Source organism: Enterobacter cloacae (assembly GCF_011078175.1).
GTDB classification, from domain to species: domain Bacteria; phylum Pseudomonadota; class Gammaproteobacteria; order Enterobacterales; family Enterobacteriaceae; genus Enterobacter; species Enterobacter cloacae_Q.
This window is the reverse complement of sequence record NZ_JAALCJ010000003.1, coordinates 193252-213890: the sequence shown is the minus strand read 5'-3', so window position 1 is coordinate 213890 and position 20639 is coordinate 193252. Positions and strand designations below refer to the sequence as shown.

Genomic DNA, 20639 nt, shown 5'->3' with positions numbered 1-20639 from the left:
TTGTGTTATGCTGTACTCGCTAATGAGTACAAGAGGCAGCATAACATGACCCAGCATTCCCCGTATTCCTCGGCCATGGCCGAACAGCGTCATCAGGAGTGGCTTCGTTTTGTGGAGTTGCTCCGCCAGTCTTACGACAAAGATCTGCATTTACCGTTGCTACAGCTGATGCTGACGCCCGATGAACGCGAAGCGCTGGGCACGCGGGTACGCATTATTGAGGAACTGCTGCGCGGCGAAATGAGCCAGCGCGAGCTGAAAAATGAGCTGGGCGCGGGCATCGCAACCATTACCCGAGGTTCAAACAGCCTGAAATCGGCGCCAGTTGAACTGCGTCAGTGGCTGGAAGCGGTATTACTGAAAAACGCCGGATGACGGCTTCGCCTTATCCGGCTTACAAACTTAACGATAAATCGCGTTATGGAACGGACTTAACGCCAGAATAACGGCCTGGTGGTAAACACTCGAACGGGTGAGTCTACCCGCGGTAAAGACGCCAATCGCCCCCTCTTTACGACCAATTTCATCAATGCCGGTGTAGTGCGACATTACCGGCCCCAGCGCCTCACCCGCGCGGACTTTGTCCAAAATGACCTCCGGCAGCGGCAGCGTGGCTGAACGCGCTTCGCCGCGCTGCTGTCGGCTTTCGATCACAACCCAGCTGAAGGTCGCCCCTTCGTCGATGCCTGCTTCAATTGCAACCCAAAAGTCAGCGTCTGGCGCGGCGACTTTTGCATTGGCCACACGATTTCGTGCGCCAGCGCGCGTTTCCTCGCTGCCAAACGGCTGCTCAGGCACACCACTCTCGACGCCGACGGCGTCAATATGGCAGGATCCTTCGCCGAAGATCTCTTCAAATGCCCTTAGAATTGCCTGAATTTTGGCAGGATTGGTGGTAGCAGAGACAACATGGTGCATAATTAAGCTCGATTTTAAAAAATTCATCGCAGTATAACGGAAAAAAAGCATGTTACAGGTATACCTTGTTCGCCACGGTGAAACGCAGTGGAACGCCGAGCGACGTATTCAAGGCCAGTCAGACAGTCCTCTCACCGACAAGGGTGTGCAACAAGCGTGGCAGGTGGCGGAGCGCGCCAGAACGCTGGGTATCACTCACGTCATCTCAAGTGATTTAGGCCGTACGCAGCAGACGGCGCGCATCATCGCCGATGCCTGTGGCTGCGACGTCACCCTCGAACCGCGCCTGCGAGAGCTGAATATGGGGGTACTGGAAAAACGCCCTATCGATACGCTGACGGAAACCGAAGAAGGCTGGCGTCGCACGCTGGTGAACGGCACTGAAGATGGTCGCATCCCGGAGGGGGAATCCATGCAGGAGCTAAGCGTGCGCATGCATGCCGCGCTGGCCGAATGCCTGAAACTCCCTGCGGGTAGTCGACCGCTGCTGGTGAGCCACGGTATCGCGCTGGGTTGCCTGGTGAGCACCATTTTGGGGCTGCCGGCTTATGCCGAGCGTCGTTTACGTCTGCGCAACTGTTCTATTTCCCGCATCGACTATCAGGAAAGTGCCTGGCTGGCATCGGGCTGGGTAGTTGAGATGGCAGGGGACATTTCGCATCTTGATGCCCCTGCTCTGGACGAATTGCAGCGTTAACGACGTACCGGAATCAGGAATTCCATACGCAGATTGATTGGACCTTCTTCCGGTTTAGCATCTTGCGCAGGATAGTAGCGCTCAATGTCCTGACCTTTACGGCGATTCAGATTCAGCATCGGCATGCAGGTCCCGTAAACGGTCAGGATGAACTCCTGAACGCCCGTTCCTAAACCTTCGTATGAGAACATCACATACTCGCCGCCCTCCAGCACCACAGGCTTCGAGCCATGAATGTAACCGTTCGCCATGTCAGGCGTCAGCGCCGTAGTATAGAACACCTCCTGCTCGTCGTCTTTTTCCTGGCTTGGATGCGTTTCGTTCAGGCCATACAGAATCGGCGGGATGGCGGGTGCATGGCTCAGGAAGTCGCGCCAGAACTGGACGCGCATTTGATGACGGAACTCAGAAATCTGCTCAAGAGAACAGGAGTAGCTCTGGGTCGTACCGATCAAATGGGTTTCCGGCAGCGTGACAAACTCGTATTTCGGCATCGCGAACTCGCCCAGGCGTAGCGGCGGGCGCATTCCAAACGCGCTCCAGTCTGGTGAGCGGCGATAGAGCGCTGGCGTCAACGAGAACTGTTTTTTGAAGGCACGGGTGAAGGTTTGCTGTGAATCGAAGCGATATTGCAGGGCAATATCCAGGATTGGTCGCGCGGTCAGGCGCAACGCGACAGCAGACTTTGATAAACGACGTGCGCGAATATAGGCACCGATAGCATGACCGGTGACATCCTTGAACATCCTTTGCAGATGCCACTTGGAATAGCCTGCTTTTGCCGCCACATTATCCAGTGACAAAGGCTGGTCGAGATGACCTTCCAGCCAGGTGAGCAGGTCGCGAATAATTCCAGCCTGATCCATATACTATCCTCATCCTTAAAACTGCCGCAGGTGCCTGTTTACAGGTTAGCGGATAATAGCATTTTTTGACGTTTTAGCATTCAGTGTTTTTTTTGCGCATAAATGCTTTTTGTCGTGATTAATGTGCGGATATATTCTAATCCTGTGATCTTGCTACATTTTTATCTAACCTGTTGAATAATTGCTCAGCGAAATTTTTTATGAATGGTAACAATATGAAATACAAGGTTTTAGTATTTGCAGCACTGGCGTTGATGGCAGGGCGCGTGGCGCAGGCGGAGCAAATTGGCTCCGTGGATACCGTGTTTAAAATGTTTGGGCCGGACCACAAAATTGTGGTTGAGGCCTTTGACGATCCGGATGTTAAAAATGTCACCTGCTATGTCAGCAGAGCGAAGACGGGCGGGATTAAAGGCGGTCTGGGGCTGGCTGAAGACACCTCTGACGCGGCCATTTCCTGCCAGCAGGTTGGCCCGGTGGAATTGAGTGACAAAATCAAAAACGGCAAAGCGCAGGGCGATGTCGTATTCCAGAAAAGGACCTCGCTGGTGTTCAAAAAGCTACAGGTGGTGCGTTTTTATGACGCAAAACGCAACACCCTGGCTTATCTGGCTTATTCCGACAAAGTCGTGGAAGGCTCACCGAAAAACGCGATTAGCGCGGTACCCATTATGCCGTGGCATTGATAAAAAAAACGGCGCATATGCGCCGTTTTTTACTACGTGACGGGAGGATTACTCCTGGAGGTCACCGCAGAAACGATAGCCTTCACCATGGATCGTGGCGATGATTTCCGGCGTATCCGGCGTAGATTCGAAATGTTTACGAATACGACGGATAGTTACGTCAACGGTACGATCGTGTGGCTTTAACTCACGACCGGTCATTTTCTTCAGCAGTTCTGCACGGGACTGAATCTTGCCCGGGTTTTCGCAGAAGTGCAGCATCGCGCGGAATTCACTGCGCGGCAGTTTGTACTGCTCACCGTTTGGGCTAATCAGCGAACGGCTATTAATATCAAGTTCCCAGCCGTTGAATTTGTAGCTGTCGACGCTACGACGCTCTTCACTGACCGTACCCAGATTCATGGTGCGGGACAGCAGGTTGCGTGCACGAATGGTTAACTCGCGAGGGTTAAACGGCTTGGTGATGTAGTCATCCGCGCCGATTTCCAGACCAAGAATTTTATCAACCTCGTTGTCACGGCCAGTCAGGAACATCAACGCGACGTTCGCCTGCTCACGCAGTTCGCGCGCCAGAAGAAGCCCATTTTTTCCCGGCAGGTTGATATCCATAATCACCAGGTTGATATCATTTTCAGAAAGGATCTGATGCATCTCTGCGCCATCGGTCGCTTCAAAGACATCGTAGCCTTCTGCTTCGAAAATGCTCTTTAACGTGTTGCGTGTTACCAACTCGTCTTCAACGATAAGAATGTGCGGGGTCTGCATGTTTGCTACCTAAATTGCCAACTAAATCGAAACAGGAAGTACAAAAGTCCCTGACCTGCCTGATGCATGTCGCAAATTAACATGATCGGCCTAACGTGACTAAAGTACGTAATTGCGTTCTTGATGCACTTTCCATCAACGTCAACAACATCATTAGCTTGGTCGTGGGTACTTTCCCTTTGGACCCGACAGTGTCAAAAACGGCTGTCATCCTAACCATTTTAACAGCAACATAACAGGCTAAGTGACACCAGACACCCAATAAAACTACGCTTCGTTGACATATATCAAGTTCAATTGTAGCACGTTAACAGTTTGATGAAATCATCGTAGCTGAATGCTAGCCTTTGTCACAATTTTTCAATAAACCAACTAGTTGCGGGCATTGATTGATAAACAGTACGAATCCAATCGGAAAAGAGTATTCATATGGTCATTATCATTACAAAACATAAGGATAATGAACTTCTGTTAACATTCTAGCTGATTGTTCAGCCATAAAATAGTTTAGCGATTTTAATTTGTTATGAAACGCTATTTCGGTGATTTGTGTTGCAAGATTGTAAATTCGTGCCGCGTAATATGATGAGCTAACTCACATTTTGACCTGCTAACTGATTAAAAAGAGAGCATAAATGCATCTGTCGATTGTGCTGGTTGCGCCAGCGAGAGCCGAAAATATAGGCGCTGCGGCGCGGGCTATGAAGACCATGGGTTTTACCGATTTGCGTATTGTGGACAGCACAGCGCACCTGGAGCCAGCTGCACGCTGGGTAGCGCACGGTTCGGGTGAGATTCTCGATAATATAACCACTTACGCTACGCTTGCCGAGGCACTGCACGATATTTCATTTACCGTCGCGACGACTGCGCGCAGCCGGGCGAAGTTTCACTATTACGCCACGCCTGCTGAACTGGTGCCGATGCTGGAAGAGAAAAGCCAGTGGCTGGAGAAAGCCGCGCTGGTATTTGGGCGTGAAGATTCCGGGTTGACCAACGAAGAGCTGGAACTGGCTGACGTGCTTACGGGCGCGCCGATGGTGGCGGATTATCCTTCACTCAATCTGGGGCAGGCGGTGATGGTCTATTGCTATCAATTAGCATCCTTAATGCAAATTTCTCAGCCGCCCGCGCCAGTGTCGGATGAAAACCAGCTGGCGGCACTGCGTGTTCGTGCAAATAAGCTTCTTGTGAAGCTGGGCGTCGCTGACGATCAAAAAATGGTGGACTGGTTGCAGCAGCGCCTGGGGCGTCTTGAACAGCGGGACACGGCAATGCTGCACCGATTGCTCCATGATATTGAAAAAAAACTCGCCGAGTAAAATAGTGTCATAGGTTTTTATTATGGCCGATCCTGCTGATGTCTGGGGTTGCATCTGGGGTATTCCGATGAAAATAAATCTGCGCGCAGCGGGACGTGAGAATGTCCCGAATTGTGATCAAATTAAAAATTCATTGACTTAAAGGGCTCGATCCTTTAACCCTAAAAGAATAGAGCACAGACAGATAATAATGACAGAGTACACAACATCCATGAAACGCATCAGCATCACCACCATTACTACAACCATCATCATTACCACAGGTAACGATGCGGGCTGACGCGTACAGGAAAAACAGAAAAAAGCCCGCACCTGAACAGTGCGGGCTTTTTTTTCGGCTAAAGGAAATGAGGTAGAACCATGCGAGTGTTGAAGTTCGGCGGTACGTCAGTGGCAAATGCAGAACGTTTTCTGCGTGTTGCCGATATCCTGGAAAGCAACGCCAGGCAGGGGCAGGTTGCTACCGTGCTCTCTGCCCCGGCCAAAATCACGAACCACCTGGTGGCGATGATTGAAAAAACCATCGGTGGTCAGGATGCACTGCCGAACATCAGCGACGCCGAGCATATCTTCGCCGATCTGCTTCAGGGGCTGGCAGACGCCCAGCCTGGCTTCCCGCTGGCGCAGTTGAAAACCACCGTTGAACTTGAATTTGCCCAGATCAAACATGTTCTTCACGGAATCAGCCTGCTTGGTCAGTGCCCGGACAGCATCAACGCGGCGCTGATTTGCCGGGGTGAAAAACTCTCCATCGCCATCATGGCGGGGGTGCTGGAAGCGCGCGGTCACCACGTGACGGTCATCGATCCGGTTGAGAAACTGCTGGCAGTCGGCCACTACCTTGAATCCACTGTCGACATTGCCGAGTCGACACGCCGCATTGCGGCAAGCAAAATCCCGTCTGACCATATGATCCTGATGGCAGGCTTTACCGCCGGTAACGAGAAGGGCGAGCTGGTAGTGCTGGGCCGTAACGGCTCCGACTACTCTGCCGCCGTGCTGGCGGCCTGTTTACGCGCAGACTGTTGTGAGATCTGGACTGACGTTGACGGCGTTTATACCTGCGATCCACGCCAGGTGCCGGACGCCAGGCTGCTGAAGTCGATGTCATACCAGGAAGCGATGGAGCTTTCCTACTTCGGCGCCAAAGTACTTCACCCGCGTACCATCTCCCCGATTGCCCAGTTCCAAATCCCTTGCCTGATTAAAAATACCGGTAATCCGCAGGCGCCGGGTACGCTGATTGGCGCCAGCATCGATGAAGACGACCTGCCGGTGAAAGGCATCTCCAACCTGAATAACATGGCGATGTTCAGCGTCTCCGGCCCGGGGATGAAGGGGATGGTCGGCATGGCTGCGCGCGTGTTTGCCGCCATGTCCCGCAACGGTATCTCGGTGGTGCTGATCACCCAGTCCTCTTCTGAGTACAGCATCAGCTTCTGCGTGCCACAGGCCGACTGTCTTCGCGCGCGTCGTGCGCTGGAAGAAGAGTTCTATCTGGAGCTGAAAGAGGAGCTGCTGGAGCCGCTTTCCATTCAGGAACGTCTGGCGATTATCTCTGTGGTCGGCGACGGGATGCGCACCCTGCGCGGTATCTCCGCCAAATTCTTTGCCGCGCTGGCGCGGGCCAATATCAATATCGTGGCGATTGCCCAGGGCTCATCAGAGCGTTCCATTTCCGTTGTCGTGGATAACGATGACGCCACTACCGGCGTCCGCGTGGTGCATCAGATGCTGTTCAACACCGACCAGGTGATTGAGCTGTTCCTGGTGGGCGTCGGCGGCGTTGGCGGCGCGCTGCTGGAGCAGGTGAAGCGCCAGCAGGAGTGGCTTAAGAAGAAGCATATCGATCTGCGCGTTTGCGGCATTGCGAACTCAAAAGCGTTGCTGACTAACGTCCACGGTCTGAACCTGGAAAACTGGCAGGCGGAGCTGGAAGAGGCGAAAGAGCCATTTAACCTGGGCCGCCTGATCCGCCTGGTGAAAGAATATCACCTGCTTAACCCGGTGATCGTCGACTGTACCTCCAGCCAGGCGGTGGCCGATCAGTACGCGGATTTCCTGCGCGAAGGTTTCCACGTGGTGACGCCGAACAAAAAGGCCAACACCTCGTCGATGGATTACTATCACCAGCTGCGGCTGGCGGCGAGTAAGTCGCGCCGTAAGTTTCTGTATGACACCAACGTGGGCGCAGGCCTGCCGGTCATCGAGAACCTGCAAAACCTGCTGAACGCGGGCGACGAACTACAGCGTTTCTCCGGCATCCTCTCCGGCTCCCTGTCGTTTATCTTCGGCAAGCTGGACGAAGGGATGAGCCTGTCGGAAGCCACCCGCGCCGCGCGCGAGCTGGGCTACACCGAGCCGGATCCGCGCGACGACCTCTCCGGCATGGACGTGGCGCGCAAGCTGCTGATCCTGGTGCGCGAAACCGGTCGCGAGCTGGAGCTTTCGGATATCGTGATTGAGCCGGTGCTGCCAGCAGAATTTGATGACAGTGGCGACGTCAGCGCCTTTATGGCCAGGTTGCCGCAGCTTGACGATGCCTTTGCCGCACGCGTTGCGAAAGCCCGTGATGAAGGTAAGGTATTGCGCTATGTTGGCAACATTGAAGAGGACGGCGTCTGCCGGGTGAAGATTGCCGAAGTGGATGGCAACGATCCGCTGTACAAGGTGAAAAACGGCGAGAATGCCCTGGCGTTCTACAGCCACTATTATCAGCCACTGCCGCTGGTGCTTCGCGGCTATGGCGCAGGGAATGATGTAACGGCAGCGGGCGTGTTTGCCGATCTGCTGCGTACCCTGTCATGGAAGTTAGGAGTTTAAGATGGTTAAAGTATATGCCCCGGCTTCCAGCGCCAATATGAGCGTCGGATTTGACGTGCTGGGCGCGGCGGTAACGCCGGTGGATGGTTCACTGCTGGGCGATACGGTAACGGTTGAGGCGGCAGAGCGCTTCAGCCTGACTAACGTCGGCCGTTTCGCCAGTAAGCTGCCTTCTGAACCACGCGAGAATATCGTCTATCAGTGCTGGGAACGCTTCTGTCAGGAGATCGGCAAAAACGTGCCGGTCGCCATGACGCTGGAAAAAAGCATGCCAATTGGTTCGGGGCTGGGCTCGAGCGCCTGCTCGGTAGTCGCCGCGCTGGTGGCGATGAACGAGCACTGCGGCAAGCCGCTGAACATCAGCCGTCTGCTGGCGCTGATGGGCGAGCTGGAGGGGCGCATCTCCGGCAGCATTCATTATGATAACGTGGCGCCGTGCTTCCTCGGCGGCATGCAGCTGATGATTGAAGAAAATGGCATCATCAGCCAGCAGGTGCCAGGGTTTGATGAGTGGCTGTGGGTGCTGGCCTATCCGGGCATTAAAGTTTCTACCGCCGAAGCGCGTGCGATCCTGCCGGCGCAGTATCGTCGTCAGGACTGTATCGCCCACGGGCGTCATCTGGCAGGCTTTATTCACGCCTGCTACACCCGTCAGCCGCAGCTGGCGGCGAAACTGATGAAAGACGTCATTGCCGAGCCGTATCGCACGAAGCTGCTGCCGGGCTTTAACGACGCGCGACAGGCATCCATGGATATCGGGGCACAGGCGTGCGGCATCTCCGGCTCCGGCCCGACGCTGTTCGCTTTATGCGACAAGCCTGACACCGCGCAGCGCGTGGCGGACTGGCTCTCTAAACACTACCTGCAAAATCAGGAAGGCTTTGTTCATATTTGCCGTCTGGACACGGCTGGCGCACGAGTACTGGGATAACGAATGAAACTCTACAACCTTAAAGATCATAACGAGCAGGTCAGCTTCGCGCAGGCGGTAACTCAGGGTTTGGGCAAAAATCAGGGGCTGTTCTTCCCCCACGACCTGCCGGAATTTCAGCTGACCGACATTGATGAGCTGCTGAAACAGGACTTTGTCACCCGCAGCACCAAAATTTTGTCTGCGTTTATCGGCGACGAAATCCCTCAGGAGCTGCTCGAAGAGCGCGTGCGCGCGGCGTTTGCTTTCCCGGCGCCGGTGAAACAGGTGGAGCCTGACGTTGGCTGTCTGGAGCTGTTCCACGGCCCGACGCTGGCGTTCAAAGATTTCGGCGGTCGCTTTATGGCCCAGATGTTGACCCACATTAGCGGCGACAAACCGGTGACCATCCTGACTGCGACCTCGGGTGATACCGGTGCGGCGGTGGCCCATGCGTTCTACGGCCTGAAAAATGTCCGCGTAGTGATCCTCTATCCGAAAGGCAAAATCAGCCCGCTTCAGGAAAAACTGTTCTGTACGCTCGGCGGGAACATTGAGACCGTGGCGATCGACGGCGATTTCGATGCCTGCCAGGCGCTGGTCAAGCAGGCCTTCGATGATGAAGAGCTGAAGGTGGCTCTGGGGCTGAACTCCGCCAACTCCATCAACATCAGCCGTCTGCTGGCGCAGATTTGCTACTACTTCGAAGCGGTTGCGCAGCTGCCGCAGGAAGCGCGCAATCAGCTGGTGATTTCCGTACCGAGCGGTAACTTCGGTGACCTGACGGCGGGACTGCTGGCGAAATCGCTCGGTCTGCCGGTGAAGCGCTTTATCGCCGCCACCAACGCCAACGACACCGTGCCGCGCTTCCTGAAAGACGGCAAATGGGCACCGAACGCGACGCAGGCGACGCTCTCCAATGCGATGGATGTGTCACAGCCTAACAACTGGCCGCGCGTGGAAGAGCTGTTCCGCCGTAAGGTCTGGCGTCTGGGCGATCTGGGCTACGCCGCGGTGACGGACGAAACCACTAAAGCCACCATGCGCGAGCTGAAGGCGGTGGGGTATACCTCTGAACCGCACGCGGCAATTGCCTATCGCGCCCTGCGCGATCAGCTTCAACCGGGTGAGTATGGCCTGTTCCTCGGCACCGCCCATCCGGCGAAGTTTAAGGAGAGCGTGGAAGCGATTCTGGGCGAAACGCTGCCGCTGCCAAAAGAGCTGGCCGAGCGCGCCGATCTGCCGCTGCTGTCTCATGAGCTGCCGGCAGATTTTGCCGCGCTGCGTAAGCTGATGATGACCCGCGCGTGAGTTTGTTGCCCGGTGGCGGCGACGCCTGACCGGGCCTGCAAAATCCGCAATCGTAGGCCGGGTAAGGCGAAGTCGCCACCCGGCTTTTTTATGAAGAAATTAAGGAGAAAAACAGCAGGAAAAAAGCAGGAATTCCCATTAAATGCGGTCACTTAGCGTTTAGGATTGCAGAGAATAACATCCCCCGTTCCCATCGCGTACTCTCCTTACATCGGCCCACGCTGGGCAAGAAGAATAAGGAGTCACCTATGTCTACGCTGAAACCTGCACTTATCGCGCTTTCACTGATGCTGGTCGCTCCCATGGCGGTGCAGGCAGCTGAGATCACCCTCGTGCCAGCGGTAAAACTGCAAATTGGCGATCGGGATAATAACGGGCACTACTGGGATGGCGGCCGCTGGCGCGACCATGACTGGTGGAAAGCGCACTATGACTGGCGCGATAACCACTGGCGTCCGCACGATGAACATCACAATCGTGACGATCATCACCGACATGACGATCGTCGCCCGGGCCCGGACCGGAAGCACCATTAACACAAACCCCGCCAGCTGGCGGGGTTGTCTTTTATTGCTCGTGACGCTTAAACACCAGTTCGTTTTTTCCTGACGATGCCTCGTCGAAGAAATACCCTTCACTGTTAAAGCCGGTGAGCTGCTCCGGTTTCGTCAGGCGGTTCTGAATGATGAAGCGGCTCATCAACCCGCGCGCTTTCTTGGCGTAGAAGCTGATCACTTTAAATTTGCCGTTTTTCTCGTCGAGGAATACCGGCTTGATAATGTCCGCATCCAGCTTTTTCGGCTTCACCGATTTGAAGTACTCATCGGAGGCCAGGTTGATCACCACGTTGTCCCCCTGGGCTTGCAGCGCCGCGTTAAGCTTGTCGGTAATGACATCGCCCCAGAACTGGTACAGATCTTTACCTTTGGCGTTTTCCAGGCGGATACCCATCTCCAGACGATACGGCTGCATCAGATCCAGCGGGCGCAGCACCCCGTACAGGCCGGATAACATGCGCAGATGCTGCTGGGCAAAATCGAAATCGGCTTCGCTAAACGTTTCTGCTTGCAGGCCCGTGTAGACGTCACCTTTAAAGGCCAGCAGCGCCTGGCGGGCGTTAGCGGGCGTGAAGTCAGGCTGCCAGTCGTGGAAACGGGTAGCGTTGAGGTCGGCGAGTTTATCGCTGATGCTCATCAGCGAGGCGATCTGCGGAGCCGAAAGCTTACGCGCTTCGTGGATCAACTGTTGCGAGTAGTCCAGCAATTCCGGCTGGGTATAACGCTCAGTGGCGAGCGGGCTCTGGTAGTCGAGCGTTTTGGCAGGTGAAATCAGAATCAGCATATCCAGTCCTTGCAGGAAATTTAGAGCGACTTTAACAAAAAATCGCCCTGAATTGATCGATAGCTGTTATTGCCGCGGCAAATCATCCCAGGAGCCAGGGGCAATTTGTGACTCGATTTCGGGATAGCGTGAGGCTTCGAATACGGGCTGAACGCCAAGCTTGCGCTGACGCAGATAATCCCGCGCGATCAGTGCCACCACCGGTGAAAGGAGCAAAATTGCCGTCAGGTTAGTGATTGCCATCAACGCCATAATGACATCCGCTATTTGCCAGAGCATCGGCATGCTGAGCAGGGAGCCGACGATCACCATCGCCAGCATCCCCCCGCGAAGCATGTTGCGGGCCAGATGCGAATTAACCTTCAGGAAGATAAGGTTGTTTTCGGCATAGATATAGTTCACCGCAATAGAACTGAAGGCAAACAGCCCCACGACAAGTGCGACAAGGCCTGCGCCCCAGCCGCCGACGAGGGATACCAGCGCCTGTTGTACCCACTGAATACCTGTCGTACTGCCGGATGTATGTTCAGCAGCACCGGCCAACAGTACTATCATCGCGCTGGCGGAACAGATAACAATGGTGTCTGTGAAGACGCCAATCATCTGCACAATGCCCTGCGCGGCGGGATGCGGGGGCCAGGATGCGGCCGCGGCAGCGGCATTCGGCGTAGACCCCATCCCCGCTTCGTTAGAGAACATGCCCCGCTGAAACCCCGCGGCGAGTGCCTGACTAAGGGTGTAACCCAGCGCGCCGGAAGCTGCTTCGCGCCAGCCGAACGCGCTTTTGAAGATGGTGGCGATAACGTTCGGCACCTCGTCGATATGTATCGCGCATACCAGCAGGCTGGTGGACACCCACAGCAGCGCCATCAGCGGAACCAGCCACTGCATCAGGCGGGCAACTCCTTTGAGCCCGGTCACAATCGTCAACAGGGTGAGAAGGGCAAGCGCGCCGCCCGTCAGCCACTCCGGACAATTGAAGGCGAAACGTAGCGCGTGGGCGACGGAATTTGCCTGAACGGTATTGAAAATAAGGCCATAGGCAATCAGTAAAAAAATGGAGAACAGCACGCCCATCCAGCGCATTCCCAGCCCGCGAGCCATATACCAGGCAGGACCGCCGCGAAACTGACCTTTGCTGTCTTTTTCTTTGTAGAGTTGCGCAAGTGAGCACTCTGCAAAGGAGGTGGCCATGCCGATAATCGCCGTCACCCACATCCAGAATACCGCGCCCGGACCGCCCGCGCCGATCGCCAGTGCGACACCGGCCAGGTTACCGCTTCCGACGCGTGCGGCCAGGCTGGTACAGAGCGCCTGAAAAGAGGTCAGCCCGCCCGGTTGCGGGGTGACGCTATTTTTCAGACTTCTGCCAAATTTGCGAATATAGCGAAACTGAATCAGGCCGCTGCGCCAGGTAAACCAGATACCTGCTCCTGAAAGCAGGTATATCATGATCGAACCCCACAGGACTTCGTTAATAAAGAAAAAGAAATCAGGCACTAACGTCCCTCTTGTTGATGCCAACGTGAATATGTAAGCGCTACCACTGATTGTGCATGCCGTTACTTAGCAGCCTGTTAATATTCTGAGTTTATCATACTCTGCCTAAGCGCACTGTCTGCGGTTGCGCTGCCTCTCACTCGTGTTATCATCAGGGCAGACCGGTTACATCCCCCTAACAAGTAAACCTGTCATTTTTCCGCTGCTGGCAAGCTGTCGGTAGTGTGAATTATCCAGGGCACGTTAAAAGAGAAACACTATCATGACGGATAAATTGACCTCCCTTCGTCAGTTCACCACTGTCGTCGCTGACACCGGAGATATCGCGGCAATGAAGCTGTACCAGCCGCAGGATGCCACAACCAACCCTTCTCTGATCCTTAACGCCGCGCAGATCCCTGAGTATCGCAAACTGATCGACGAAGCGGTGACCTGGGCGAAAGCACAGAGCAATGACCGCGCGCAGCAGGTTGTGGACGCCACTGACAAACTGGCAGTGAATATCGGTCTGGAAATCCTGAAACTCGTTCCTGGCCGTATCTCTACCGAAGTTGATGCTCGTCTCTCCTACGACACCGAAGCCTCTATCGCCAAAGCAAAACGCCTGATCAAACTGTACAACGATGCGGGCATCAGCAACGATCGTATCCTGATCAAACTGGCCTCTACCTGGCAGGGCATTCGTGCCGCTGAGCAGCTGGAAAAAGAAGGCATCAACTGTAACCTGACCCTGCTGTTCTCCTTCGCGCAGGCGCGTGCATGTGCAGAAGCTGGCGTATACCTGATTTCTCCATTCGTGGGCCGTATTCTGGACTGGTACAAAGCCAACACCGATAAGAAAGAGTATGCGGCGTCTGAAGATCCGGGCGTGATTTCCGTGACTGAGATCTACGAGTATTACAAACAGCACGGCTATGAAACCGTTGTTATGGGCGCAAGCTTCCGTAACGTTGGTGAAATCATCGAGCTGGCTGGCTGTGACCGCCTGACCATCGCGCCTGCGCTGCTGAAAGAGCTGGCAGAAAGCGAAGGTGCTATCGAGCGTAAACTGTCCTACACCGGCGAAGTGAAGGCGCGCCCAGAGCGCATCACCGAATCCGAGTTCCTGTGGCAGCACAACCAGGATCCAATGGCGGTAGATAAACTGGCGGACGGTATCCGTAAGTTTGCTATCGACCAGGAAAAACTGGAAAAAATGATCGGCGACCTGCTGTAATCATTCAGCGTGACCGGGTCCCCGGTCACGCTACTTCTTTCACACTCTGTCTGAATTTCCCCTCTGCGTGTATCATTCCCTTTAATCAGTACTTTTTGAATGGAATGGATATGAATACCTTACGCATCGGCTTAGTGTCGATTTCTGACCGCGCCTCCAGCGGCGTTTACCAGGATAAAGGCATCCCTGCTCTGGAAGAGTGGCTGGGCAGTGCGCTAACCACCCCGTTTGAGATCCAGACTCGCCTGATCCCGGACGAACAGCCGATCATCGAGCAGACCCTGTGTGAGCTGGTGGATGAAATGAGCTGTCACCTTGTGCTGACGACGGGCGGAACCGGCCCTGCGCGCCGCGATGTAACGCCGGACGCGACGCTGGCTATCGCCGATCGTGAAATGCCGGGCTTCGGTGAGCAGATGCGTCAGATCAGTCTACACTTTGTCCCGACGGCCATTCTTTCCCGTCAGGTCGGGGTGATCCGCAAACAGGCGCTGATCCTGAACCTGCCGGGCCAGCCGAAATCCATCAAGGAGACGCTGGAAGGACTGAAAGCGGAGGATGGCAGCGTCATCGTCCACGGTATCTTTGCAAGCGTACCGTATTGTATACAGTTGCTTGACGGACCGTATGTCGAGACGGACGATAAAGTGGTAGCAGCATTTCGCCCCAAAAGCGCTCGCCGCAAAACAATCTCCTGAAAATGATTAAAATGTGACATTAGCGTCAGCCGCAGTAGCGTGTAAATGGATTTACGATATAGTAATTTTTTCTTTACGATTGCTGTAAAAAATAATCCACAATACATGCACAATGGTTCGCTATGTCACATAACACCCGACCTCTGAATCGCCAGGATTACAAAACCCTCACGCTCGCCGCTCTGGGCGGCGCGCTGGAGTTTTACGACTTCATCATCTTTGTTTTCTTCGCCGCCGTAGTAGGGGCGTTGTTCTTCCCGGCGGATATCCCGGAATGGCTGCGACAGGTGCAAACCTTCGGCATTTTCGCTGCCGGGTATCTGGCGCGTCCGCTGGGCGGCATTGTCATGGCGCACTTTGGCGATCTGGTTGGGCGCAAGAAGATGTTTACCCTCAGTATCCTGCTAATGGCTGTGCCGACGCTGGCGATTGGTCTTTTGCCTACCTATGAGTCGATGGGCATTATCGCCCCGTTGTTACTGCTTCTTATGCGTATTCTCCAGGGGGCGGCAATCGGTGGGGAAGTGCCGGGGGCGTGGGTGTTTGTTGCGGAACATGTTCCGGCGCGCCGCATTGGTATCGCCTGCGGCACCTTAACCGCGGGGTTAACGGTGGGAATTTTGCTCGGTTCCGTCGTTGCGACAATTGTAAACACCAGCATGACGCAGCAGGCCGTGCACGACTGGGGCTGGCGTTTACCGTTCCTGCTGGGCGGAGCGTTTGGTCTGGTGGCGATGTACCTGCGTCGCTGGTTGCAGGAGACGCCGATTTTCCTTGAGATGCAGCAGCGCAAAGCGCTGGCTCAGGAGCTGCCGGTCAAAGCCGTGGTGGTGCGCCACAAAAAAGCGGTGGTGGTGTCGATGTTGCTCACCTGGCTGCTCTCGGCGGGCATCGTAGTGGTGATTTTGATGTCGCCGGTCTGGCTGCAAAAACAGTACGGGTTCGCCCCGGCAGTGACGTTACAGGCGGACAGTATCGCGACCATTATGCTCTGCTTCGGCTGCCTGGCCGCCGGGCTGGCTGCGGATCGCTTCGGTGCCAGCGTAACCTTTATTGTTGGCAGTTTGCTGCTGGCCGCCTCAAGCTGGGCGTTTTATCATCTGGCGGGCAGCCATCCTGAACAGTTATTCCTGCTGTACGGCATCGTCGGGCTGTGCGTGGGCGTCGTTGGCGCCGTACCGTACGTGATGGTCCGCGCCTTCCCGCCGGAGGTACGTTTCACCGGGATCTCTTTCTCTTATAACGTCTCGTATGCCATTTTCGGGGGGCTGACCCCGATTGTGGTCACGGTGCTCATGGGGATGTCACCCCTCGCTCCCGCGTGGTACGTGCTGGCGTTATCGTTGATGGGGCTGGTATTAGGGATCTGGCTTCGCCAGTCAGAGGGACGTCGTGCCCGCGACGCGGGCACGACAGAGGGATCAGTGTTTTTCACCAATCGGTAGAATGGTGCGGCCGAACTGCTCGTTCAGCACTTCACCCATCGCCAGGTAGATTGCGCTTGCGCCGCACACCAGACCCACCCAGCCGGCAACGTGAACGATGCCTTCGTTATCCGCCAGGTGGCCGATGGCCAGCAGAGCGAACAGAACGGTCAGGCTCAGGAAGACGAATTGCAGCGCGCGGTTCGCCTTGAGAGTGCCGAAGAACATGAACAGGGTGAACACGCCCCACAGTCCCAGGTACACGCCCAGGAAATGGGCGTTTGCCGCCTCCGCCAGGCCCATTTTAGGCATCAGCAGAATCGCGACGAGGGTCAGCCAGAAGGAACCGTAAGAGGTAAAGGCGGTTAAGCCGAAGGTGTTGCCTTTCTTATATTCCAGCAGGCCCGCAAAGATTTGTGCGATACCGCCGTAAAAAATGCCCATCGCCAGGATAATGCCGTCCATCGGGAACATCCCGATATTGTGCAGGTTCAGCAGAATGGTGGTCATGCCAAAACCCATCAGGCCCAGCGGAGCCGGATTAGCCAACTTAGTGTTGCCCATAAGTCCTCAAAAAAATCATCATTAATATGGTGAAATGGTAAACCCGCGCCAGTTCTCCCTGGCGGGGCGCGGCATCATAATGGGCGGCATCGACGCCGTCTATGATCTCATCAGGGTGAAATTAAAATTTTTTTCATGCTTGCCCCTTGATGGATGCCGTAGCGACCCCATCTTGTAGTCAACCGCAGTGTGTGGACCTGAAAAAAATCAAATCTGGGCAGTTGAAAAAGCACGTTCTGCCCTTATTACAGGTACACAACCACATGTTGACTGAATTTTTAGTGGAGACGTTTAGATGGGTAAAATTATTGGTATCGACCTGGGTACTACCAACTCTTGTGTAGCGATTATGGACGGCACTACTGCACGTGTGCTGGAGAACGCCGAGGGCGATCGCACCACGCCTTCTATCATTGCTTATACCCAGGATGGTGAAACTCTGGTTGGTCAGCCGGCTAAACGTCAGGCAGTGACAAACCCGCAAAACACCCTGTTTGCGATCAAACGCCTGATTGGCCGCCGCTTCCAGGACGAAGAAGTTCAGCGTGACGTTTCCATCATGCCTTACAAAATCATCGCAGCCGATAACGGCGATGCATGGCTTGATGTGAAAGGCACCAAAACGGCACCTCCGCAGATCTCTGCTGAAGTGCTGAAGAAAATGAAGAAAACCGCGGAAGATTACCTGGGTGAACCGGTAACTGAAGCTGTTATCACCGTACCTGCTTACTTCAACGATGCTCAGCGTCAGGCAACCAAAGATGCTGGCCGTATCGCAGGTCTGGAAGTAAAACGTATCATCAACGAACCAACCGCAGCAGCACTGGCTTACGGTCTGGATAAAGAAGTTGGCAACCGTACTATCGCGGTTTACGACCTGGGTGGTGGTACTTTCGATATCTCTATTATCGAAATCGACGACGTTGACGGCGAAAAAACTTTCGAAGTTCTGGCAACCAACGGTGATACCCACCTGGGTGGTGAAGACTTCGATACCCGTCTTATCAACTACCTCGTTGACGAGTTCAAGAAAGATCAGGGCATTGACCTGCGTAACGACCCGCTGGCCATGCAGCGCCTGAAAGAAGCCGCTGAGAAAGCGAAGATCGAGCTGTCTTCCGCTCAGCAGACCGACGTGAACCTGCCGTACATCACCGCAGACGCGACCGGTCCAAAACACATGAACATCAAAGTGACCCGTGCGAAACTGGAAAGCCTGGTAGAAGACCTGGTGAACCGTTCTATCGAGCCACTGAAAGTTGCATTGCAGGACGCTGGCCTGTCCGTGTCTGACATCCAGGACGTTATCCTGGTAGGTGGTCAGACCCGTATGCCAATGGTTCAGAAGAAAGTCGCTGAGTTCTTTGGTAAAGAGCCACGTAAAGACGTGAACCCGGACGAAGCCGTTGCTATCGGTGCTGCGGTTCAGGGTGGTGTACTGACGGGTGAAGTGAAAGACGTACTGCTGCTGGACGTTACCCCACTGTCTCTGGGTATCGAAACCATGGGTGGCGTGATGACTCCGCTCATCAACAAAAACACCACTATCCCGACGAAACACAGCCAGGTGTTCTCTACCGCTGAAGACAACCAGTCTGCGGTAACCATCCATGTGATTCAGGGCGAGCGTAAGCGTGCGGCGGATAACAAATCTCTGGGTCAGTTCAACCTGGACGGTATTAACCCGGCACCACGCGGCATGCCACAGATCGAAGTCACCTTCGACATCGATGCTGACGGTATCCTGCACGTGTCTGCGAAAGACAAAAACAGCGGTAAAGAGCAGAAGATCACCATCAAGGCATCTTCTGGCCTGAACGAAGCGGAAATCGAAAAAATGGTTCGTGATGCCGAAGCTAACGCGGAATCCGACCGTAAGTTCGAAGAGCTGGTTCAGACCCGCAACCAGGGTGACCATCTGCTGCACAGCACCCGTAAGCAGGTTGAAGAAGCGGGCGATAAACTGCCAGCGGAAGACAAAACTGCAATCGACGCTGCACTGAGCGCGCTGGAAACGTCTCTGAAAGGCGAAGACAAAGCGGATATCGAAGCGAAGATGCAGGAGCTGGCACAGGTTTCTCAGAAGCTGATGGAAATCGCTCAGCAGCAGCACGCGCAGCAGCAGGCGGGCGCTGATGCTTCCCAGAACAACGCGAAAGACGACGATGTTGTCGACGCTGAGTTCGAAGAAGTGAAAGACAAAAAATAATCGCCCTGATGCAGGGTAAGTAATCGGCACGGGCGTAGGAGAATTCTCCACGCCCGTGCTCGCATGTTAAGGGGCTTAAAAAAACCAATGGCAAAGCAAGACTATTACGAGATTTTAGGCGTTCCGAAAACTGCGGAAGAGCGTGAAATTAAAAAGGCGTATAAGCGCCTGGCCATGAAATTCCACCCGGATCGCAATCAGGGGGATAAAGAGGCTGAAGCAAAATTTAAAGAGATCAAAGAAGCCTACGAAGTCCTGACCGATGCACAAAAACGTGCGGCCTATGACCAGTACGGCCACGCGGCCTTTGAACAGGGCGGCATGGGCGGCGGCGGATTCGGTGGCGGCGGCTTTGGCGGCGGTGCTGATTTCAGCGACATCTTTGGCGATGTGTTCGGCGATATCTTCGGCGGTGGTCGTGGTCGTCAACGTGCGGCGCGCGGCGCAGACCTGCGCTACAACATGGATCTGACGCTGGAAGAAGCGGTTCGCGGCGTAACCAAAGAGATCCGTATCCCGACGCTGGAAGAGTGTGACGTTTGCCACGGCAGCGGTGCGAAGGCGGGGACTCAGCCGCAGACCTGTCCGACCTGTCACGGTTCCGGTCAGGTTCAGATGCGTCAGGGCTTCTTCGCGGTGCAGCAGGCGTGTCCGCACTGTCACGGTCGCGGTACGCTGATTAAGGATCCGTGCACCAAATGTCACGGTCACGGTCGCGTTGAGAAAACCAAAACGCTGTCTGTTAAGATCCCGGCAGGCGTGGATACGGGAGACCGCATCCGTCTGGCAGGTGAGGGGGAAGCAGGTGAGCACGGCGCACCGGCAGGCGATCTGTACGTTCAGGTTCAGGTGAAGCAGCACGCCATCTTCGAGCGTGAAGGTAACAACCTGTACTGTGAAGTGCCGATCAACTTCGCGATGGCGGCACTCGGCGGTGAAATTGAAGTGCCGACGCTGGACGGTCGCGTTAACCTGAAAATCCCTGGCGAAACCCAGACCGGCAAACTGTTCCGCATGCGCGGCAAAGGCGTTAAATCCGTTCGCGGTGGCGCGCAGGGTGACCTGTTATGCCGCGTGGTCGTTGAAACGCCGGTCGGCCTGAACGACAAGCAGAAACAGCTCCTCAAAGAGTTGCAGGAAAGCTTTGGCGGCCCAACGGGTGAGAAAAATAGCCCGCGCTCCAAAAGCTTCTTCGATGGCGTCAAAAAATTCTTCGACGATTTAACCCGCTAGCCCGCCAGCTGGTTACTATCCTTTAAAGCCCGGAAGTGATTCCGGGCTTTTTGCTTTATAGCCTTATTGCTCGGTTTAACTGAATATATACCCAATATTAATCTGTTTTTACCGATCTTTTTGCGCTGATATTATGGTTTTAACGAGGTATTGTTG

Annotated in this window: 21 protein-coding genes and 1 other annotated feature; of the genes, 15 read left to right on the top strand and 6 right to left on the bottom strand. The window is 54.8% G+C overall.

Going from position 1 to position 20639, the window contains the following annotated elements:
• The first annotated feature begins 45 nt into the window (after positions 1 to 45).
• Positions 46 to 375 (top strand): trp operon repressor, encoded by a 330-nt coding sequence (gene trpR, locus G6Q29_RS08175; protein WP_003856511.1) that lies wholly within the window; start codon positions 46 to 48, stop codon positions 373 to 375.
• A 27-nt stretch (positions 376 to 402) separates the two neighbouring features.
• On the opposite strand, the gene yjjX is transcribed toward trpR, so the two are convergent.
• A complete protein-coding gene (yjjX, locus tag G6Q29_RS08170; protein ID WP_165465209.1) occupies positions 403 to 918 on the bottom strand; it encodes an inosine/xanthosine triphosphatase in 516 nt (171 codons plus the stop codon).
• Positions 919 to 967: 49 nt separating this feature from the next.
• Here yjjX and gpmB point away from each other — a divergent pair, with 49 nt between their 5' ends.
• Positions 968 to 1615 (top strand): 2,3-diphosphoglycerate-dependent phosphoglycerate mutase GpmB, encoded by a 648-nt coding sequence (gpmB, locus tag G6Q29_RS08165; RefSeq protein ID WP_032671448.1) that lies wholly within the window; start codon positions 968 to 970, stop codon positions 1613 to 1615.
• On the opposite strand, the gene robA is transcribed toward gpmB, so the two are convergent.
• Positions 1612 to 2481: an MDR efflux pump AcrAB transcriptional activator RobA gene (gene robA, locus G6Q29_RS08160; protein ID WP_165465208.1), complete on the bottom strand. Its 870-nt coding sequence runs from the start codon at positions 2479 to 2481 to the stop codon at positions 1612 to 1614. The two genes, gpmB and robA, sit on opposite strands and share 4 nt — an antisense overlap.
• Positions 2482 to 2696: 215 nt before the next feature.
• Here robA and creA point away from each other — a divergent pair, with 215 nt between their 5' ends.
• Positions 2697 to 3167, top strand: a complete 471-nt coding sequence (gene creA, locus G6Q29_RS08155) for a protein CreA (protein ID WP_003856503.1) — start codon at positions 2697 to 2699, stop codon at positions 3165 to 3167.
• A gap of 48 nt (positions 3168 to 3215) precedes the next feature.
• Here creA and arcA read toward each other — a convergent pair whose 3' ends face one another.
• A complete protein-coding gene (gene arcA / locus G6Q29_RS08150) occupies positions 3216 to 3932 on the bottom strand; it encodes a two-component system response regulator ArcA (protein WP_003856501.1) in 717 nt (238 codons plus the stop codon).
• Between the two features lie 95 nt (positions 3933 to 4027).
• On the opposite strand from arcA, the gene yjjY reads away from it, so the two are divergent.
• The 7 genes from yjjY to G6Q29_RS08115 all read left to right on the top strand — a co-directional run bounded on the left by yjjY (position 4028) and on the right by G6Q29_RS08115 (position 10834).
• Positions 4028 to 4168 (top strand): protein YjjY, encoded by a 141-nt coding sequence (yjjY, locus tag G6Q29_RS08145; RefSeq protein WP_001541509.1) that lies wholly within the window; start codon positions 4028 to 4030, stop codon positions 4166 to 4168.
• A 399-nt stretch (positions 4169 to 4567) separates the two neighbouring features.
• On the top strand, positions 4568 to 5254 hold the full coding sequence (locus G6Q29_RS08140) for a tRNA/rRNA methyltransferase (RefSeq protein WP_165465207.1): 687 nt from the start codon (positions 4568 to 4570) through the stop codon (positions 5252 to 5254).
• Between the two features lie 211 nt (positions 5255 to 5465).
• Positions 5466 to 5534, top strand: a complete 69-nt coding sequence (gene thrL, locus G6Q29_RS08135; RefSeq protein WP_015572623.1) for a thr operon leader peptide — start codon at positions 5466 to 5468, stop codon at positions 5532 to 5534.
• Positions 5473 to 5590: a sequence feature (Thr leader region), on the top strand. Its footprint overlaps the gene before it by 62 nt.
• A 24-nt stretch (positions 5591 to 5614) precedes the next feature.
• On the top strand, positions 5615 to 8077 hold the full coding sequence (thrA, locus tag G6Q29_RS08130) for a bifunctional aspartate kinase/homoserine dehydrogenase I (protein WP_165465206.1): 2463 nt from the start codon (positions 5615 to 5617) through the stop codon (positions 8075 to 8077).
• A 1-nt stretch (position 8078) separates the two neighbouring features.
• Entirely contained in the window at positions 8079 to 9008 is a 930-nt protein-coding gene (gene thrB, locus G6Q29_RS08125) for a homoserine kinase (protein ID WP_165465205.1), read from the top strand.
• Positions 9009 to 9011: 3 nt separating this feature from the next.
• Positions 9012 to 10298, top strand: coding sequence for a threonine synthase (thrC, locus tag G6Q29_RS08120; RefSeq protein ID WP_165465204.1), 1287 nt, complete (start codon positions 9012 to 9014; stop codon positions 10296 to 10298).
• A 248-nt stretch (positions 10299 to 10546) separates the two neighbouring features.
• Positions 10547 to 10834, top strand: a complete 288-nt coding sequence (locus tag G6Q29_RS08115) for a DUF2502 domain-containing protein (RefSeq protein ID WP_165465203.1) — start codon at positions 10547 to 10549, stop codon at positions 10832 to 10834.
• Positions 10835 to 10865: 31 nt separating this feature from the next.
• Here G6Q29_RS08115 and yaaA read toward each other — a convergent pair whose 3' ends face one another.
• Together yaaA and G6Q29_RS08105 are read right to left on the bottom strand one after the other, a co-directional pair.
• Entirely contained in the window at positions 10866 to 11639 is a 774-nt protein-coding gene (gene yaaA / locus G6Q29_RS08110) for a peroxide stress protein YaaA (protein WP_165465202.1), read from the bottom strand.
• A 66-nt stretch (positions 11640 to 11705) separates the two neighbouring features.
• Positions 11706 to 13139 (bottom strand): alanine/glycine:cation symporter family protein, encoded by a 1434-nt coding sequence (locus G6Q29_RS08105; RefSeq protein ID WP_165465201.1) that lies wholly within the window; start codon positions 13137 to 13139, stop codon positions 11706 to 11708.
• Positions 13140 to 13401: 262 nt separating this feature from the next.
• On the opposite strand from G6Q29_RS08105, the gene tal reads away from it, so the two are divergent.
• The 3 genes from tal (at position 13402) to G6Q29_RS08090 (ending at position 16498) form a co-directional block, all read left to right on the top strand.
• On the top strand, positions 13402 to 14355 hold the full coding sequence (gene tal / locus G6Q29_RS08100) for a transaldolase (protein ID WP_003856481.1): 954 nt from the start codon (positions 13402 to 13404) through the stop codon (positions 14353 to 14355).
• A gap of 110 nt (positions 14356 to 14465) precedes the next feature.
• Positions 14466 to 15053, top strand: coding sequence for a molybdopterin adenylyltransferase (gene mog, locus G6Q29_RS08095; protein WP_165465200.1), 588 nt, complete (start codon positions 14466 to 14468; stop codon positions 15051 to 15053).
• Positions 15054 to 15175: 122 nt separating this feature from the next.
• Positions 15176 to 16498 (top strand): MFS transporter, encoded by a 1323-nt coding sequence (locus tag G6Q29_RS08090; RefSeq protein ID WP_165465199.1) that lies wholly within the window; start codon positions 15176 to 15178, stop codon positions 16496 to 16498.
• Here G6Q29_RS08090 and satP read toward each other — a convergent pair.
• The gene (satP, locus tag G6Q29_RS08085; RefSeq protein ID WP_165465198.1) at positions 16475 to 17041 is read right to left on the bottom strand and encodes an acetate uptake transporter; all 567 of its coding nucleotides are present in this window, start codon (positions 17039 to 17041) and stop codon (positions 16475 to 16477) included. The genes G6Q29_RS08090 and satP overlap by 24 nt on opposite strands.
• 295 nt (positions 17042 to 17336) lie before the next feature.
• Between satP and dnaK the strand changes: the two genes are divergently transcribed.
• Both dnaK and dnaJ read left to right on the top strand, forming a co-directional pair.
• Positions 17337 to 19250 (top strand): molecular chaperone DnaK, encoded by a 1914-nt coding sequence (gene dnaK, locus G6Q29_RS08080; protein ID WP_165465197.1) that lies wholly within the window; start codon positions 17337 to 17339, stop codon positions 19248 to 19250.
• 87 nt (positions 19251 to 19337) lie between these two features.
• Complete coding sequence (gene dnaJ / locus G6Q29_RS08075; protein WP_008502040.1) at positions 19338 to 20483, top strand: molecular chaperone DnaJ; 1146 nt, start codon at positions 19338 to 19340, stop codon at positions 20481 to 20483.
• Positions 20484 to 20639: the final 156 nt, after the last annotated feature.

Bases quoted from the DNA above. Each gene is read 5' to 3' on its own strand.
- gpmB (WP_032671448.1), top strand. From the start codon at position 968: ATGTTACAGGTATACCTTGTTCGCCACGGTGAAACGCAGTGGAACGCC.
- mog (WP_165465200.1), top strand. From the start codon at position 14,466: ATGAATACCTTACGCATCGGCTTAGTGTCGATTTCTGACCGCGCCTCC.
- thrC (WP_165465204.1), top strand. From the start codon at position 9,012: ATGAAACTCTACAACCTTAAAGATCATAACGAGCAGGTCAGCTTCGCG.
- yjjX (WP_165465209.1), bottom strand. From the start codon at position 918: ATGCACCATGTTGTCTCTGCTACCACCAATCCTGCCAAAATTCAGGCA.
- thrB (WP_165465205.1), top strand. From the start codon at position 8,079: ATGGTTAAAGTATATGCCCCGGCTTCCAGCGCCAATATGAGCGTCGGA.
- yaaA (WP_165465202.1), bottom strand. From the start codon at position 11,639: ATGCTGATTCTGATTTCACCTGCCAAAACGCTCGACTACCAGAGCCCG.
- G6Q29_RS08140 (WP_165465207.1), top strand. From the start codon at position 4,568: ATGCATCTGTCGATTGTGCTGGTTGCGCCAGCGAGAGCCGAAAATATA.
- thrA (WP_165465206.1), top strand. From the start codon at position 5,615: ATGCGAGTGTTGAAGTTCGGCGGTACGTCAGTGGCAAATGCAGAACGT.
- tal (WP_003856481.1), top strand. From the start codon at position 13,402: ATGACGGATAAATTGACCTCCCTTCGTCAGTTCACCACTGTCGTCGCT.
- G6Q29_RS08115 (WP_165465203.1), top strand. From the start codon at position 10,547: ATGTCTACGCTGAAACCTGCACTTATCGCGCTTTCACTGATGCTGGTC.
- arcA (WP_003856501.1), bottom strand. From the start codon at position 3,932: ATGCAGACCCCGCACATTCTTATCGTTGAAGACGAGTTGGTAACACGC.
- G6Q29_RS08090 (WP_165465199.1), top strand. From the start codon at position 15,176: ATGTCACATAACACCCGACCTCTGAATCGCCAGGATTACAAAACCCTC.
- dnaJ (WP_008502040.1), top strand. From the start codon at position 19,338: ATGGCAAAGCAAGACTATTACGAGATTTTAGGCGTTCCGAAAACTGCG.
- robA (WP_165465208.1), bottom strand. From the start codon at position 2,481: ATGGATCAGGCTGGAATTATTCGCGACCTGCTCACCTGGCTGGAAGGT.
- dnaK (WP_165465197.1), top strand. From the start codon at position 17,337: ATGGGTAAAATTATTGGTATCGACCTGGGTACTACCAACTCTTGTGTA.
- creA (WP_003856503.1), top strand. From the start codon at position 2,697: ATGAAATACAAGGTTTTAGTATTTGCAGCACTGGCGTTGATGGCAGGG.
- satP (WP_165465198.1), bottom strand. From the start codon at position 17,041: ATGGGCAACACTAAGTTGGCTAATCCGGCTCCGCTGGGCCTGATGGGT.
- trpR (WP_003856511.1), top strand. From the start codon at position 46: ATGACCCAGCATTCCCCGTATTCCTCGGCCATGGCCGAACAGCGTCAT.